16 protein-coding genes are annotated in these 15,077 nt (G+C 61.4%); 10 read left to right on the top strand and 6 right to left on the bottom strand.

Annotated elements, in window-relative coordinates; translation table 11 throughout:
- The first annotated feature begins 116 nt into the window (after nt 1-116).
- Nucleotides 117-383: a 30S ribosomal protein S21 gene (gene rpsU, locus BMZ42_RS11930; RefSeq protein WP_091522628.1), complete on the top strand. Its 267-nt coding sequence runs from the start codon at nt 117-119 to the stop codon at nt 381-383.
- Between the two features lie 48 nt (nt 384-431).
- Here the strand turns inward: rpsU and BMZ42_RS18020 are convergent, their stop codons facing one another.
- The gene (locus tag BMZ42_RS18020; RefSeq protein ID WP_175556705.1) at nt 432-602 is read right to left on the bottom strand and encodes a hypothetical protein; all 171 of its coding nucleotides are present in this window, start codon (nt 600-602) and stop codon (nt 432-434) included.
- A 256-nt stretch (nt 603-858) separates the two neighbouring features.
- Here BMZ42_RS18020 and BMZ42_RS11925 point away from each other — a divergent pair, with 256 nt between their 5' ends.
- Complete coding sequence (locus BMZ42_RS11925) at nt 859-2,142, top strand: molybdopterin molybdotransferase MoeA (RefSeq protein ID WP_091522626.1); 1,284 nt, start codon at nt 859-861, stop codon at nt 2,140-2,142.
- A gap of 75 nt (nt 2,143-2,217) precedes the next feature.
- On the opposite strand, the gene BMZ42_RS11920 is transcribed toward BMZ42_RS11925, so the two are convergent.
- From BMZ42_RS11920 to BMZ42_RS11910, 3 genes are read right to left on the bottom strand one after another with little or no spacing between them, the layout of a single operon-like run.
- Nucleotides 2,218-3,282, bottom strand: coding sequence for a 4-oxalomesaconate tautomerase (locus BMZ42_RS11920; protein WP_091522624.1), 1,065 nt, complete (start codon nt 3,280-3,282; stop codon nt 2,218-2,220).
- Nucleotides 3,275-3,949 carry a 4-carboxy-4-hydroxy-2-oxoadipate aldolase/oxaloacetate decarboxylase gene (gene ligK, locus BMZ42_RS11915; RefSeq protein WP_091522621.1) on the bottom strand — a complete coding sequence of 225 codons (675 nt, stop codon included), beginning with the start codon at nt 3,947-3,949 and terminating at the stop codon, nt 3,275-3,277. The genes BMZ42_RS11920 and ligK overlap by 8 nt, the downstream gene beginning before the upstream one ends.
- Nucleotides 3,949-4,680: a PIG-L deacetylase family protein gene (locus BMZ42_RS11910; RefSeq protein ID WP_091522618.1), complete on the bottom strand. Its 732-nt coding sequence runs from the start codon at nt 4,678-4,680 to the stop codon at nt 3,949-3,951. Before BMZ42_RS11910 ends, ligK begins: the two co-directional genes overlap by 1 nt.
- A 237-nt stretch (nt 4,681-4,917) precedes the next feature.
- Between BMZ42_RS11910 and BMZ42_RS11905 the strand changes: the two genes are divergently transcribed.
- The 4 genes from BMZ42_RS11905 (at nt 4,918) to BMZ42_RS11890 (ending at nt 7,432) form a co-directional block, all read left to right on the top strand.
- Entirely contained in the window at nt 4,918-5,649 is a 732-nt protein-coding gene (locus tag BMZ42_RS11905; RefSeq protein WP_091522614.1) for a DUF1428 domain-containing protein, read from the top strand.
- Entirely contained in the window at nt 5,642-6,430 is a 789-nt protein-coding gene (locus tag BMZ42_RS11900) for a VOC family protein (RefSeq protein WP_091522612.1), read from the top strand. Before BMZ42_RS11905 ends, BMZ42_RS11900 begins: the two co-directional genes overlap by 8 nt.
- Nucleotides 6,427-6,903 (top strand): VOC family protein, encoded by a 477-nt coding sequence (locus BMZ42_RS11895; RefSeq protein ID WP_091522609.1) that lies wholly within the window; start codon nt 6,427-6,429, stop codon nt 6,901-6,903. Before BMZ42_RS11900 ends, BMZ42_RS11895 begins: the two co-directional genes overlap by 4 nt.
- 169 nt (nt 6,904-7,072) lie before the next feature.
- Nucleotides 7,073-7,432, top strand: coding sequence for a septal ring lytic transglycosylase RlpA family protein (locus BMZ42_RS11890; protein WP_091522606.1), 360 nt, complete (start codon nt 7,073-7,075; stop codon nt 7,430-7,432).
- On the opposite strand, the gene BMZ42_RS11885 is transcribed toward BMZ42_RS11890, so the two are convergent.
- Nucleotides 7,424-8,794, bottom strand: coding sequence for a putative bifunctional diguanylate cyclase/phosphodiesterase (locus tag BMZ42_RS11885; RefSeq protein ID WP_175556704.1), 1,371 nt, complete (start codon nt 8,792-8,794; stop codon nt 7,424-7,426). The two genes, BMZ42_RS11890 and BMZ42_RS11885, sit on opposite strands and share 9 nt — an antisense overlap.
- A 105-nt stretch (nt 8,795-8,899) precedes the next feature.
- Nucleotides 8,900-10,705: a GtrA family protein gene (locus BMZ42_RS11880; protein WP_139207914.1), complete on the bottom strand. Its 1,806-nt coding sequence runs from the start codon at nt 10,703-10,705 to the stop codon at nt 8,900-8,902.
- A 104-nt stretch (nt 10,706-10,809) separates the two neighbouring features.
- Here BMZ42_RS11880 and BMZ42_RS11875 point away from each other — a divergent pair, with 104 nt between their 5' ends.
- The 4 genes from BMZ42_RS11875 (at nt 10,810) to BMZ42_RS11860 (ending at nt 15,069) form a co-directional block, all read left to right on the top strand.
- Nucleotides 10,810-11,808, top strand: coding sequence for a glycosyltransferase (locus BMZ42_RS11875; RefSeq protein ID WP_091522602.1), 999 nt, complete (start codon nt 10,810-10,812; stop codon nt 11,806-11,808).
- 70 nt (nt 11,809-11,878) lie between these two features.
- Complete coding sequence (gshB, locus tag BMZ42_RS11870) at nt 11,879-12,820, top strand: glutathione synthase (protein ID WP_091522601.1); 942 nt, start codon at nt 11,879-11,881, stop codon at nt 12,818-12,820.
- Between the two features lie 68 nt (nt 12,821-12,888).
- Nucleotides 12,889-13,356 (top strand): SRPBCC family protein, encoded by a 468-nt coding sequence (locus BMZ42_RS11865; RefSeq protein ID WP_091522598.1) that lies wholly within the window; start codon nt 12,889-12,891, stop codon nt 13,354-13,356.
- A 177-nt stretch (nt 13,357-13,533) separates the two neighbouring features.
- Nucleotides 13,534-15,069 carry a YifB family Mg chelatase-like AAA ATPase gene (locus tag BMZ42_RS11860; RefSeq protein WP_091522597.1) on the top strand — a complete coding sequence of 512 codons (1,536 nt, stop codon included), beginning with the start codon at nt 13,534-13,536 and terminating at the stop codon, nt 15,067-15,069.
- Nucleotides 15,070-15,077 lie beyond the last annotated feature (8 nt).

The raw sequence follows: 15,077 nt of genomic DNA, 5'->3' as shown, positions 1-15,077 counted from the left end.
TCTCATTCGTTCATTTTTTGCCAGCGCCTCCGCCACAGGATCGCACGGACGGTCCTCTTCCATACCCATCATGCCGAGAACATGCCGGGTGAACCCGTTAGAAGTCAGGAAATCCATTGCAGGTTATTGTACGCGACAACAACGTTGACCAGGCCCTCCGGGCTCTCAAGAAGAAGTTGCAGCGTGAAGGTGTCTTCCGCGAAATGAAGGCACGTCGCGCTTACGAAAAGCCATCCGAGAAGCGTGCCCGCGAAAAGGGTGAAGCAGTGCGCCGTGCGCGCAAGCTGGCCCGCAAGCAGGCGCAGCGTGAAGGTCTGCTGCCGGCACCGAAGAAGAAAATGCCAGTGCGCAGCCCGCGTCCAGCGGCTCCTTCGGCAGCCTGATTTAAGTTTCTACGAACGTCGACCGCCGGCCCCAAGCCGGCGGTTTTTTTATGAACTCCAACGCTTTCTTTCTGCGTTGTCGAGTTGTCGCAACAGATCCTGCAGCCGATCGGGGAGCCCCCGTTCAAGCTTGAATGCGCTCATGCGATTCAGGAAGCGCCGGTTGGTCTCCGACGTCAATTCCTGATGGATCAGGTCCCGTGCCTGACGTTGTTTCATCGTCTCTTCTTTCCGGGTAGACATAATTAACGTTCCGATTGTGTACAGAAAGAAACATTCGCCGGAAAAGTTCCCGCAACGGCCAGATTGACGTTACGTCAGCGCCAGCATGGTAAAGTTTGAATTAAATCTTCCTGAATAAAATCGGCTCCGAGTGCGATATTTCCACACCCCGGCGCAATAAATCGGCAAAATGTGTGCCTGATGCTACAGCTAGGGCTCAAAATAGTGCCTGTGGGCGAAGGAGGATCCTGCGATGGCGACGACAGATGACAGCTTCCTGACGCAGGGCCGCCACGCTTCCACAAGCGGCAGCGCCCGCTCTGCCCCGGTCGCCCCCGATATCGCAGCGGCGCGCGCGGTTGCCTTGGCGGCCACCGTCACGGAAACGGAGGTTCTGCCATTGCTTGATGCGGCAGGCCGTGTTCTTGCCGGTGCGGTGCTGTCGCGCAATGCCGTCCCGCCGTTCAATGCATCAGCAATGGACGGCTATGCTGTCCGCACTGAAGAATTCCATGGATCAGGCCCATGGACCTTCACAGTCGAAGGCCGGCGTGCTGCGGGCGACAAGCCGCTACATTCGTCGCATGGCCCTGCGACGGCTTTGCGTATTTTCACCGGCGCGCCGGTGCCCGACGGCTTTGACGCGGTCGTGATGCAGGAACGTTGTCTGCGCAGCGGCGATCACGTCACTTTCAGCTCCCGTCCGGCCAGCGGACACAATATCCGCTTTTCCGGCGAAGACGTCGCGTCCGAGGCAAGCCTCTTGGCAAAAGGCATATTGTTAACCCCAACCCGGCTAGCCCTCTTGGCAGGCGCCGGACATGGCAAGGTAGCAGTCGCCCGCAAAGTTCGCATCGCCCTGATTTCCACCGGCTCCGAGTTGCGCGAACCGGGCGAGGCCCTGTCTGCGGGGCAGATCCACAACTCCAACCGCGTCCTGCTGCGTGCCATGCTGGCCGAAAGCAAATGGGCTGACGTTGAGGATTTCGGGATTGTGGCGGATGACCCGGACGCACTCAGGCACATGCTCGCAAAGGCTGCCCTTGCGTGCGACGCCATCATCACCACTGGCGGAGTCTCGGCCGGCGAGGAAGACCACGTCGCTTCGGTGCTGCAAGACAGCGGCGGGGAGCTGGATGTGGTTCAGGTCGCCATGCGCCCTGGCAAGCCGGTGAAGATCGGGCGCATCGGCCAGTCCCTGTTTGTCGGCCTGCCCGGCAACCCCAACGCCGCCCTTGTCACCTTCCGCCGCATCGCGCTTCCAGCCTTGCGTGCAATGGCCGGCCTTGCAGAAATCGACCCCGTCGCCCAGCCGGTGATTACCGGTTTTTCACACGCGGCTCGCCACGGGCGCACCGAATTCGTGCCCGCGCGCTTTTCCGGGCGGACCGTCGACGGCCTGCCTGTCATCGAGCGGCTGGCACGCGGCTCCTCCGCCAGCCTCAGCGCCGCCGCCACCGCCGACGGCATCGCCCTGCTCCCGCCGGGGGATGACGCGATCGATGAGGGTACGCTGGTTCAGTTCGAGCCGTTCTGAGCGAGAACATTTCCGGCGAGAGTGCGAAGAAACAAGGAGAGCTTTTCCTTGCTTTCGGCGGCAAGCGGAAATGTCCTAGTCTGCGAAGACCACGCCATCGAACAGCTTGCGCGCCGTGCGCAAGATTGCGGCACTCGCGACATTTCCCTGGTCATCCAATGTGGCGACAACGGTCATTTCACCGGTGGGATGCTCGATCGACAGGCTCCGGCGCGCGCCTTGCCCTGCGGAAGCCAGATCAGCCACTGGCGAGCCCGGAAGCAGGCACGCTGTTGCAACGCTGACCGCGCCCAGTACGCCAATGGACGAATGGCACCGATGCGGGATGAATGTTCGGGTGGCAATCGCGCCGCCATGTTGGGCTGGCGCCACCAGCGTCATTTTCGGCACCGACTTGTCGCTGACATCGCCAAGATTCATCAGCGGCCCGGCCTTGAGCCGGATCGCTTCAAGCCTTTCGCGCAGCGCCAGGTTGTCTTCCAGTTCTTGCGGCGTTTCATATCCGCTGACGCCGAGATCATGCGCGCGCATCACGACGCAGGGCATGCCGTTGTCGATCATCGTCAGTTCAACGCCGTCGATCTCATCGAAGGAATTGCCGGTTGGCAGCAAAGCACCGCAAGAAGAGCCAGCCGTGTCCTTGAACTCGATCGGCACCGGCGCTGCTGTGCCCGGAACCCCATCGATCCGCGCATCGCCCGCATAGGTGACGTGTCCACGTGGCGTTGCCACCGTCGCAATGGCGATCTGCCCGGTATTGTCCATGTGAATGCGAACGCTGGTTTCGCCGTCCTGAGCATCCACCAGCCCGCGCTCGATCGCGAACGGGCCAACGCCTGCAAGAATGTTACCGCAGTTCTGCACATCGGTGACAACCGCGCGGTCGACGAACACCTGCAGGAACAGATAGTCGACATCAACGCCGGGGCGCTGCGAGCGGCGCACCACCGCCACCTTTGACGTCAGCGGATCTGCACCGCCCATGCCATCGATCTGGCGCGGGTCGGGCGAGCCCATGATCCGCAGCAGGAACGCGTCGCGTTCCGCTGCATCTTGCGGCAGATCGTCGGCGAGAAAATAGCCGCCTTTCGACGTGCCGCCGCGCATCCACATGCATCGAGCCTGAGAGGGCTCAGACATATTTGAGGCCCTTTTCGGCAAGGCGGCCGCGCATGTTGTAGATGTCGAGACCGAGTTCGCCCTCGGCAAGACGGCGGCGCTTTTCCTCCTCCAGCGCGACGCGTGCTTCAGCCTTTTCGGCTACCGCCGCGGCGTCTTCGCGCGCCACGACACAGACACCATCGTCGTCAGCCACGATCACGTCGCCCGGATTGATCAGCGCACCTGCGCAGACGATCGGCACGTTCACCGAGCCCAGCGTCTCCTTGACCGTGCCTTGCGCAAAGATCGCTTTCGACCAGACCGGAAAGCGCATGTCGGTCAGGTCGGCAACGTCTCGCACGCCCGCGTCGATGATCAGCCCACGGCATCCACGTGCCTGCGCCGAGGTCGCCAACAGGTCGCCAAAATAGCCGTCTTCGCACGGGCTTGTCGGAGCCAGCACAAGGATATCGCCTTCCTGCAACTGCTCGATGGCCACATGCACCATCCAGTTGTCGCCAGGCGGGGCTGAAATGGTCACCGCCGACGCCGCAACGCGCGCCCCGCTGTAAATGGGGCGCAAATTACTGGCCAGAAGCCCGGTCCGCCCCTGCGCCTCGTGAACCGTCGCAACCCCGCACAGCGCAAGCCTGTCGATCACCGATTGGGCCGCGCGTTCAATGTTCCTGACGACGATCCCTGCCATCACAGTTCATCCACAGTGCGCGGAAAGATGCTCTCGAAACCTTCGGCATATTTTGCGGCACGCCCACCCGACTGGCCGCCGGAATTGCGCTGGAAATGATTGGCGCGATTTTCCGCAACATTGCGATAGTAGTGCCAGAGGTGCTCCTGACCTTCCATGCACTGGATCGCCGCCCACTTCTTCTCCCACACCGGCGTGATGTCGAGGAAAGTATCAGGCTTCCAGTTCATCTGCTCGGTCTGGTGTGGCTCGAACAGATAGACCTGCGGCGCACCGAGGATCTTCTGCCCGGGATTGTGCCCCCAGGCCTGCGCAATGGCGCGGCATTCCAGCGTCCATTGCGACACATACATGTGGTCGGTGTTGTAAGGATCGTATTTCGAGTGGGTCATCATGAAAGACGGCTGCACCGCCCGCATGACATCGACCAGCCGATCCTTGGCGGCGCGATCCATCTCGAGCGGATAATCGCCGAGGTCGAAGAACTGGATGTCATGAACATCAAGCGCTCGTGCGGCGTTTTCGGCCTCACGGCGACGCTCGGACTTCACCTTATCCAGCGTCATTCCCGCCTGCTTCCACAGTTTGGCACTTTCGCCGCGCTCGCCGTAGGACAGGCACACAACAGTGACATCAACGTCCTTTTGCGAGTGCAGCGCGATTGCGCCACCGCATCGCCAGACAAAATCCGCCGAATGCGCACTGACAACCAACGCCGTCTTTTTCGTCATAACGTCCTCCCTGTCTCCACCTCTCAAGGTATGTATACAATTCCGAACCAAGTCAATCTGACCATATGCAGCCTCTCGCCCCGAAAAATCATTGAGCGGCAGCCGGTTTATTCAGGACGTGTGTGAACCCGAGGCGTCGCCATGCGTTGTTAGTCACTTGCGGCATGTCGAGATATGCAACACGTTGCGACAGCTACGTTGGTATCAACCTGCCGACTGAAATCAGGAGGACCCGTCATGACCTATATTGAAGGTTTTGTTGTAGCCGTCCCGGCTGCAAACAAGGAGGCATACCGCCAGCATGCGGCAACCGCTGCCCCGCTGTTTCTGCAATTTGGCGCCACGCGTCTGGTCGAGTGCTGGGGCGACGATGTCCCGGACGGCAAGATCAACGATTTCAAGGGATCGGTGAAAGCCAAGGACGACGAAATCGTCCTCTTTTCCTGGATCGAGTTTCCTTCCCGACAGGTCCGCGATTCAGCCCATCAGAAGATGATGGCCGATCCGCGCATGGAAGAAATGAGCAAGACCATGCCGTTTGATGCCATGCGGATGATCTTTGGCGGCTTCGAAGTCGTCGGCGACGACGGCGCGACGGCAACGATGGGTTATGTCGACGGCATGGTCTGCGCGGTTCCGCACGACAACCGTGCCGCCTACGAGAAATTCAGCAGCCGCAACGGCGATCTGTTGAAAGAGTTTGGCGCAACCCGCGTGGTTGACGCCTGGGGTGACGACGTGCCCGTCGGCAAGATCACCGACTTCCAGAGAGCGGTGATGGCGCAAGAGGGCGAGAAAGTGGTGTATTCCTGGATCGAATGGCCCTCGCGCGAAGCCCGCGACGCCGGTTGGGCGCGCGCAATGTCAGACCCAAGGATGATGGAAGGCGAGATGCCGTTCGATGGCAGCCGCATGATCCATGGCGGCTTCCGCCCGATCCTCGACGTGCAGGAGACGGGACATGCGTAACCGACAAGGCGATTTCATCTGGTACGAATTGATGACCTCGGACCCAGAGGCCGCCCGCGCGTTCTATCAGGCCGTGATGGGGTGGTCGTCCGACAAATTTGGCGACCCCGCAAGCGACTATCAGGTATTTTCGGCCAGCGACATGCCTGTGGCGGGACTCCTGCAAACGCCCAGCGAAGCGGCCGACAACGGCGCTCACCCGTCCTGGTTCGGCTATATCGGGGTTGATGATGTCGATGCCACGTCCCTTCGCATGGCGCAAGCTGGTGGCACCGTTCACCTCGCGCCACGCTCCATTCCTGGCGTTGGACGCTTTGCCATGCTGTCGGACCCGCAAGGGGCCGCGCTCTACGTCATGCGCGGCGAGCCCGACGAGACGAGCGGCTCATTTGACGCTCAGAAGCCCGGTCACTGTCAATGGAATGAACTGGCAACCCGCGATCCCGAAGCAGCGCTCTCCTTCTACGGCGAGCAGTTCGGCTGGCAGAAGGGTCAGGCAATGCCGATGGATGACCTCGGCGACTATCAGATGTTCCAGCAGAACGGCGTCGACATTGGCGCGGTAATGAAGGCGCAAAGCGGCATGCCATCGACCTGGGTTTTCTATTTCGGTGTTGACGACATCGACAACGCTGCCACGTCTATCGCCGCACATGGCGGACAGATTCACCACGGCCCCGCCGACGTGCCGGGCGGCAGCAGGATCATCGTCGCTACCGATCCGCAAGGTGCGATGTTTGGTCTTGTCGGTCCAGCTCAGGACGTGAAGGCCCAGCCATGACCCGCGTCACCCAGCACCTCTGGTTCGAACGCGGGATGGAGGAGGCTGTCACCTTCTACACCTCGCTGATCCCAGGTTCGGCGCTTCACTGGGTGTCGTCCCTTCCTGCCGACTCGCCGAGCGGGCCGGCCGGCAGCGTGCGGCTCGCAGGCTTCACCCTTGGCGACCAGAACTATCAGGCGATCGAAGCCGGGCCACTCGATCCGTTCAACCACAGCTTTTCGATCATGGTCGAGTGTGACGAGCAGGCGGAGATAGATTTTCTCTGGGAAGAGCTGGGCAAGCATGGCAGCTATGAGCAATGCGGCTGGTTGCGCGACCGCTGGGGACTGTCCTGGCAGATCACGCCGCGACGGCTTGGCGAACTGATGATGGACGCCGATCCGGCACGCGTGAAGCGCGTTGCCGAAGCGATGATGCAGATGGACAAATTCGACATCGCCGCGCTCGAAGCCGCCGCCGACGCAGGCTGAGACCGGCAATGTCCGGTCCTTAAGAACAGCGCGATGGCGGTCGCGCTGCCTCCATGCGCATGACCTAATGTTTCATTGAGTCGGCATAAGTGTTCGGCCGTGACCTTGCCCTGCCCCATTCGCTCGGTAGCCGCTCGGCTATCTTCAATGGCACAGGACATTTTCCAGCATGACAGCCAGACGAGCACGGGTCGCCTTCGCGACCGTTGCCGCCGCGACCTTTGTCGCTCTTTCCGCCACCGCAGCCTCCGCCCAGTGCGGCAGTGCGTCCTGGTATGCCCTGTCCTCCAAGACGGCTTCCGGCGAGCGGATGAACGCCTCGCTGATGACTGCCGCTCATCGCAGCCTTCCCTTTGGCTCAAAGGTAAAAGTCACCAACCAGCGCAACGGCAAATCCGTCGTCGTGCGCATCAATGATCGCGGCCCGTTCATCAAGGGCCGGGTAATCGATCTTTCAAAGGCTGCCGCCAGCAAGCTCGGCTTCGTCAGTTCTGGTCACGCACCTATCTGCATCAGCAAGTCAAGCTGAGCTGGAAGCGCCATCTGCCGGCAAATCCGCGCGGTAATGATCGCGCAGATATCTCATTGTGGCCGCGGCATTGACCGGCTTGCCGAACATATATCCCTGGCCGCCGGCGCACCCAAACTGCAGAAGGCGCGCAGCCTGCTCTTCCTCCTCGATCCCCTCGGCCACCACATCCATGCCCAGACCCTCGCACATCGCAAGAATTGCGCGAATGATGTGCTCGGAAGGTTTGTCTTCGAGGATCGAACTGACGAAAGCGCGGTCGATCTTGAGCTTGTCGAAGTGAAATTCTCGCAGCCGTCCGAGCGATGACTGGCCCGTCCCAAAATCGTCGAGAGCGACCCGGATGCCAACCGCACGCAGCTCGCCTACGATCTTCTCTGCCGAGTCCGGATCGGTCATGAGGCCGGTTTCGGTGATTTCGATTTCCAGCCGGCGGGCATCGAAGCCCGTTCGTTGGAGAATGTCGAGAATGTGGCGTGCGGTGTTCTGGTCCACCAGTTGCGACGGCGACAAATTGAACGACAGGAACAGCTCGTCCGGCCAGTTGCAGGCAGCTTCGGTTGCCTGGCGCAGCAACAATTGCGACAGCTGGCCGATGATACCCCGCTCTTCGGCAATCGGAATGAAAACATCCGGTGGAACCATGCCGAGATCCCGGTCGTTCCAGCGCGCCAGCGCCTCGAACCCGACGACCTGCCGGGTGGAAAGATCAACGATCGGCTGAAAGAAGGGTTCGACCTCGCCGGCCGCGACCGCGCGACGCAGCGCCTGCTCGATGCGGGTCACGCGCTTGGCCGCTTCCTCCATCTCACGGGTGTAAACCATCACCTTGCCGCGACCGGACTGTTTGGCATGATAGAGTGCAGTTTCGGCCTTGGAGACTAGCGTCTCGGTATCTTCTTCGCCCGAATAATACATGGAGCAGCCAACCGATGCCGACAGACGGGCCGTACGGTCCCCGACATCATAAGGCGCGGACAGGATCTCGATCAGCATCAACGCGCGCTCGCGCGCTGCTTCTTCGCTGAACACCATTGGATACAGAAAGGCGAACTCATCGGCGCCGACGCGTGTGACGGTCGAGTGCTGATCCATCGACGCAGAGAGCCGCATTGCCACCTGCTGCAGAATGTTATCACCCGAACGACGCCCGAACAGATCATTGATCGGGGTGAACCCGTCGAGATCGAGAATGCCTACCGTAAACGGCGCCGGATCGTCAGCTCGCTCCTCGATCAGCCGATCGATCTTGTCGAAAAAACGACGCAGATTGCCGAGCCCGGTCAGTGGATCCGTGAAGGCAAGATCCACGCCCTCCGTGTTGCTGATGTGGCCGCTCCCCTTTCGGCTTGGCACCGGCATGATGTTCTCTTTCCAGTCGTCTATGTTTTGCCCGAGACGGGCGGCAAGCTGTCACAGATTTCTTTAATGAAAGGTATCCGCCCGATCTGTTGTGAGGCTGACTTCTCAAGGGCTTACCCGAAAAATTTGCAAAGGCGATGTTTCGCTGCCTGTCAACGGCTCGAGCCAGTCCGGAATGCTTCCATCCAGCATCACTGCTGCAAGACCCGCTGGTGCCCAATGCGCCAATGCCACTGTTTCAGGATTGCCGGGGCAGAAGGCAACATAGTCGATCCCACGCGCCCGCGCGCCGCGCCCGTCGTCAGCTGGCGGAGCCATCAACAGATCGAGCGCCGCCCGATTGCCGTCATTGTTACGGTGGTAAGGACCGTTCAGCACCCGGTGCCCCGTCTGACGCAGCACAATCGAGCCGAGATTCGAGATCGTCAGTACCGTTCCTGCCGGCAATTGCGCCAGCTCCGCTAGATCGCTGAGCGAATAGCACCAGCTCTGCTGCTGCGGTTCGGCCAGATCGGAGTTGCGCGCAAGATCCGCCGTTTTGGGCTCAGCCGCGGCTCCAACAGCTTGCCACAGCAGACTGACGGACAGGAGCCAGACTGCCGCCATCGGCAATTGTGCCCACAGGTTGCGTTGGTCCAGCGCAGCAATGCGCAACCTGCCGATCCAGGCAGCCAGAACAATGGCAGCAAATGCCACAGAAAACACACCGCCGCGCACCTGCCAGCACGAAACAGCCACCGCCAGCGTCAGGAAAACCGCAAGTACCAACGCCGGTGCGGTGAACCCTCGGCGCAGCGCTGCTACGGCCAAAACCATCAGCGCAAGGAGAGGCGTGGCGTAGTAGCCTGCAATCGTGCTGTATCCGCGCGCGTCTATCAATGCAGACAAGGACTGCGCCTCGGTGACCGAACTCAGCCAATAGCGTCGCAGCAAGGGGTCGAGGTCGGCATAAGGATCGCCAAGACATTGAGGGAAAGCGCTGACCGCAACGAAGGTGGCGAACAGGCCGAGCCCCACCAAGGCAGAAAGACGCATCGCAAATGTGCGTGACAGCGACGGGATGAATGTTACCAGTGCCAGCCCGCCACCACCAAGGACGGCGAGCGTGGTCTGCGGCAATGACAGCGCGTCACACGCGACCAGAAACCAGTTTTGCGGTGGCACGGTCGCGCCAAGGCAAAGCGCTGCGGTGCCTGCAAAAGCAAGCCCGAACCAACGCGCGACCGTCACATTTCGAGTGCCTCCAGCGAGAAATCCGCCCGCGGCAACGGCACAGGCCGCCGCGGCATAGGGCGCTGCCTCCATCCCGATGGCCACCATCAGGGCAGCGCAGATAGCTGCCGCAGCCCCACCGGAAGCGGCAGATCTGCTGCCTGCCTGTAGTGCGGTCATCATCGCGTAGATCGTGCCAAGCGCCAACGCCAGCTGGGCATTATGGTGGTCGAGTGCGCCGGGCACAAAGACGTTGACGAAGAGCAGCGCCAGCCCGCCGGTCACGGCGGCCGGCAAAATTGCCGCATCCCCACCAATCAGATGCGTCGCGCGAATGATCAGAAAAAGGCTTAGCGCAAACAAGAGCATCGGCCATATCACCAATGCAGCCGTTTCGCCGACTGTCAGGATGAGCACCGCGATCGGCAGGTCGATCAACCGCGACCAGTGCATCTCAAAACCGCCTTCCAGCCCCATCCGATATTGGTTCAGATCGAACCATGACTGACCGGCCAGAAGGTCGCGGACCTGCACCAGTCGTAACAGGCTGTCATTGTCGCCCTTGCTGTCAGTCAGCGTCGGAAATCCACGCGCTGCATGGAAAGCCAGAAAGGCCAGCGTCACCGCGATGGCGATACCAGCATGGCGGACCGCCGCAGACCGCCCGTCGGTCCGAAATAACGAGGAAACGCTGCTCAAGTTGAAATCCGCCTCTGCCAAGCTGTCGCCTAACCTGACCTTAACCCGTTCAAGAAATAGTAAAGCCGACGTCGCAAGCGCGTTTCCTTCTCGGAGTGCTCCATATGCAAGTGCTGTCCCGGCCCGACCCGACCATTGCGGTGGTGCTGCCCTGCTACAACGAGGAGCAGACTATCGGCGCGGTTGTGCGCGGATTTCGTGACGCGCTGCCGCAGGCCGCCATCTATGTCTACGACAACAATTCCAGCGACCTGACCGCCTTGCAGGCGCGCGCTGCCGGCGCGATCGTCGTGCGCGAACCGCGCCAGGGCAAGGGCAACGTCGTGCGCCGCATGTTTGCCGACGTTGACGCGGACATCTACATTATGGCCGATGGCGACGGCACCTATGATCCGCACGACGCGCCGCAACTCATCAACGCGCTGGTGACCGAGCGGGTCGACATGGTCGTCGGCACCCGCAGAGGCGTCACGGACGATGCAGGTCGCGCCGGTCACGCCTTCGGCAACAGCATTTTCAACCTGCTCTACCGGTCCCTGTTCGGACGCGACTTCACCGACATCTTTTCCGGCTACCGTGTGTTTTCCCGTCGCTTCGTCAAAAGTTTCCCGGCAGTGTCAACCGGGTTCGAGATCGAAACCGAAATGTCGGTGCATGCCTCGATGCTGCGCATCCCGGTCTGCGAGATGACGCTCGACTACGGCCGTCGCCCCGAAGGTTCGCAATCGAAGCTGTCGACCTTCCGTGACGGCGCGAAGATCCTCTGGATGTTCGCCATGCTGATGATGGAGACGCGCCCGGCGCGCTTTTTCGGCGCGTTGTCGGCAGTTTTTCTGGGCGTGAGCGGTGTGTTCGCCATTCCGGTGCTGTACGAATACGCGCTGACCGGCCTCGTGCCACGTATGCCGACCTGGATCCTGTCGATGGGTCTGCTGTCGCTGTCGATGATCATGATGGTCGCCGGCCTGATCCTCGATTCCGTCGCCCGTGGCCGCGCCGAGCAGAAACGCATCCACTATCTCAGCCTCGCCCCGGCACATGGCGTGCCGCTGCAGGACAATGCTGCGGTTGCCCCGGCGCTGCCGCTCAGCCGCGCCGGATAGATGGCGATTGGCAACAAACCCGCAACCTTGTAGAGCATCGCAGACATCAACCGAACAGCGAGAGTCCGCCATGGCCCTGAAGGTCGCGGTCCAGATGGACCACATCTCCACCGTCTCGATTGCAGGCGACACGTCTTTTGCCCTGTCGCTCGAGGCGCAACGACGCGGCCACAAGCTGTTCCACTACACGCCCGACCGGCTTTCGATGGAAGGCGGCAAGATCTATGCCCGCATCGAGGCCATGGAGGTGCGCGACGTTCAGGGCGACCACTACACGCTTGGCGAAGAAGTGCGCACCGACCTGTCGGAAATGGACGTGATCCTGCTGCGCCAGGACCCGCCCTTCGACATGAACTACATCACCACCACGCATCTTCTGGAGCGCATCCACCCGCAGACGCTGGTGGTCAACGATCCGGCCTGGGTGCGCAACAGCCCGGAAAAGATCTTCGTCACCGAATTTCCCGACCTGATGCCGGAAACGCTGATCACCAAAGACCCGCGCGAGGTCGACGCGTTCCGTAAGCAGCATGGCGACATCATCGTCAAGCCGCTCTACGGCAATGGCGGCGCTGGCATCTTCCACCTGCACGAAGCCGACCGCAACCTGTCCTCGCTCCTCGAAATGTTCGATCAGATGTTCCGCGAACCCTATATCGTGCAGCGCTATCTCAAGGACGTGCGCAAGGGTGACAAGCGCATCATCCTGATCGACGGCGAGCCGGTCGGCGCGATCAACCGTGTACCGGCCGAACACGACGCCCGCTCCAACATGCATGCAGGCGGGCGCGCCGAGCCGACCGAACTGACCGCGCGCGAACGTGAAATCTGCGCCCGCATCGGCCCGTCGCTGAAGGAACGCGGCTTCATCCTCGTCGGCATCGACGTCATCGGCGACTACATGACCGAGATCAACGTCACCTCGCCGACCGGCATCCGCGAGGTCAAGCGGTTCGGCGGCGCCGACATCGCGGCCTTGTTCTGGGACGCGGTCGAAGCCAAGCGCGCCTGATCGCGCCTATCGGGAACTCTCTTCCTCCTGTGACGTTTGGGTAAACCCCATTTCATCAGGAGGAAGACATGTCGGGCTCCGAAACCGTTCACGAACTGGTTCTGACACGCCTTATCGATGCGCCGCGTGACAAGGTCTGGCGCTGCTGGACCGAGCCCGACCTGCTGGTGAAATGGTTTGCCCCCCGTCCCTGGGAGACGGCATCCGCTTCGCTCGACCTGCGTCCTGGCGGCGCCAACCTGATTACCATGCGCAATCCTGACGGTGAGGAGTTCCCGTCACGCGGCGTCTATCTGGAAGTCGTTCCAAACGAAAAACTGGTGTTCACCGACGCCTACACCGATGCCTGGACCCCGGCGGAAAACCCCTTCTTTACCGCCGTCATCTCCTTCGAGGACGAGGGCGACAAGACCCGCTACACCGCGCGGGCTCTGCACTGGAAGGAAGAAGACCGCGCGGCTCACGAAAAGATGGGCTTCCACGAAGGATGGGGCCAGTGCGCCGAACAACTGGAGGAAGTCGCACGCACTCTATAGTTCGTATCTTTCCGGACCTCGCAACACTCGCTCCATTGTTACAAATGGACACAACTATCGATATTTATTGAATTTGATATGTTCTTATTTTGTTCTTGAAAGACTCCGCTTTTTATGCTTCATTGGTGTCGCTAGAGAACTCGCATTGTAGCCTTTGTGGCCACGCTGGAGGGGGCGGTGGTTTCTCGCGTCACGACAATCGCATTCAACGGTGTGGAGGCGGTGCCGGTCGATGTGCAGGTCATGGTCGGACCGGGCAAGGTCGGGATGCACATTGTCGGCCTCGCCGACAAGGCCGTAGGCGAAAGCCGCGAGCGCATTCAGGCCGCCTTATATGCCTCGGGGCTCTCGATGCCCGCCAAGAAGGTCACAATCAATCTAGCACCTGCCGACCTGCCGAAAGAAGGCAGTCACTACGACCTGCCGATCGCACTCGGGCTGATGAGCGCGATCGGTGTCCTGCCCGCTGACGCGCTTGCCCCCTATGTCGTCATCGGCGAACTGGCGCTCGACGGAACGATTGCACCAGTGGTCGGTGCGCTGCCGGCGGCCATCGGCGCCAATGAGATGCACAAGGGCCTGATCTGTCCGCACTCCGTCGGTGCAGAGGCGGCCTGGGCCGGCGAGAATATAGACATCCTCGCGCCACGCAGCCTGATCGCCATCGCCAATCATTTCCGCGGCACCCAGGTGCTGACGCGCCCACAACCTGCCGTTCACGCACCTCCAAACGACCTGCCAGACCTTTCGGACATTAAAGGTCAGGAGGCGGCCCGTCGCGCACTGGAGATTGCCGCCGCCGGTGGCCACAATCTTCTCATGATCGGCCCTCCCGGTAGCGGCAAATCGATGCTGGCGCAGAGACTGCCGTCGATCCTGCCACCGCTTTCCCCGCGCGAACTTCTGGAAGTGTCGATGGTCGCCTCGGTGGCCGGTGAAATCGCCGGAGGCAAGCTGTCGGACCGTCGCCCGTTTCGCGCGCCGCATCATTCCGCGACCATGGCTGCCCTGACCGGTGGTGGGTTGCGCGTGCGTCCCGGAGAAGCCTCTCTCGCCCATCATGGCGTGTTGTTTCTGGATGAACTGCCCGAATTCACGCCACAGGCACTCGATTCGCTGCGCCAGCCACTGGAGGCGGGTGAATGCGTCGTTGCGCGTGCCAATGGCCGCGTGACCTACCCGGCCCGCTTTCAGCTGATTGCGGCGATGAACCCATGCCGCTGCGGGATGGCAGGTGAGCCGGATCATCGTTGCGCGCGTGGTCAAAGATGCCAGTCCGACTATCAGGCGCGCATCTCCGGCCCGCTGCTCGACCGCATCGATCTGCGCGTCAATGTACCCGCCGTCTCAGCCGCCGAGTTGATCGGCCCGGCGCGCGCCGAGACAAGCGCAACCGTCGCTGCGAGGGTTCAACAGGCGCGGGACATACAAGCTGCGCGCTATGCCAGCCTCGGCTTCGAAACCGTGACGGTCAACGCCAACTGTCCCACGGCACTGATCGAGGAAATCGCCGCCCCGGACATTGCCGCCATCACGCTTCTGCGCGACGCCAGCGACCGGCTTGGCCTGTCGGCACGCGCCTATCATCGTGTCTTGAAGGTTGCGCGAACATTGGCAGACCTGCAAGGGAACGCCGTTGTGGGACGGCTACATGTCGCCGAGGCGATCTCCTATCGGATTGCCGGCGAGCGCCTGTTGCAGCAGGCTGCGTGAATAGAAGT

Origin of the sequence: Aquamicrobium aerolatum DSM 21857 (assembly GCF_900113935.1) — a bacterium.
Classification (GTDB): Bacteria; Pseudomonadota; Alphaproteobacteria; order Rhizobiales; family Rhizobiaceae; genus Aerobium; species Aerobium aerolatum.
Note: the sequence above shows the minus strand (reverse complement) of the source record. Positions and strands in the feature narration are given on the sequence as shown.

Coding starts and splice junctions, on each gene's coding strand:
- BMZ42_RS18020 (WP_175556705.1), bottom strand. CDS start 602: ATGAAACAACGTCAGGCACGGGACCTGATCCATCAGGAATTGACGTCG.
- BMZ42_RS11925 (WP_091522626.1), top strand. CDS start 859: ATGGCGACGACAGATGACAGCTTCCTGACGCAGGGCCGCCACGCTTCC.
- BMZ42_RS11920 (WP_091522624.1), bottom strand. CDS start 3,282: ATGTCTGAGCCCTCTCAGGCTCGATGCATGTGGATGCGCGGCGGCACG.
- ligK (WP_091522621.1), bottom strand. CDS start 3,949: ATGGCAGGGATCGTCGTCAGGAACATTGAACGCGCGGCCCAATCGGTG.
- BMZ42_RS11910 (WP_091522618.1), bottom strand. CDS start 4,680: ATGACGAAAAAGACGGCGTTGGTTGTCAGTGCGCATTCGGCGGATTTT.
- BMZ42_RS11905 (WP_091522614.1), top strand. CDS start 4,918: ATGACCTATATTGAAGGTTTTGTTGTAGCCGTCCCGGCTGCAAACAAG.
- BMZ42_RS11900 (WP_091522612.1), top strand. CDS start 5,642: ATGCGTAACCGACAAGGCGATTTCATCTGGTACGAATTGATGACCTCG.
- BMZ42_RS11895 (WP_091522609.1), top strand. CDS start 6,427: ATGACCCGCGTCACCCAGCACCTCTGGTTCGAACGCGGGATGGAGGAG.
- BMZ42_RS11890 (WP_091522606.1), top strand. CDS start 7,073: ATGACAGCCAGACGAGCACGGGTCGCCTTCGCGACCGTTGCCGCCGCG.
- BMZ42_RS11885 (WP_175556704.1), bottom strand. CDS start 8,794: ATGCCGGTGCCAAGCCGAAAGGGGAGCGGCCACATCAGCAACACGGAG.
- BMZ42_RS11875 (WP_091522602.1), top strand. CDS start 10,810: ATGCAAGTGCTGTCCCGGCCCGACCCGACCATTGCGGTGGTGCTGCCC.
- gshB (WP_091522601.1), top strand. CDS start 11,879: ATGGCCCTGAAGGTCGCGGTCCAGATGGACCACATCTCCACCGTCTCG.
- BMZ42_RS11865 (WP_091522598.1), top strand. CDS start 12,889: ATGTCGGGCTCCGAAACCGTTCACGAACTGGTTCTGACACGCCTTATC.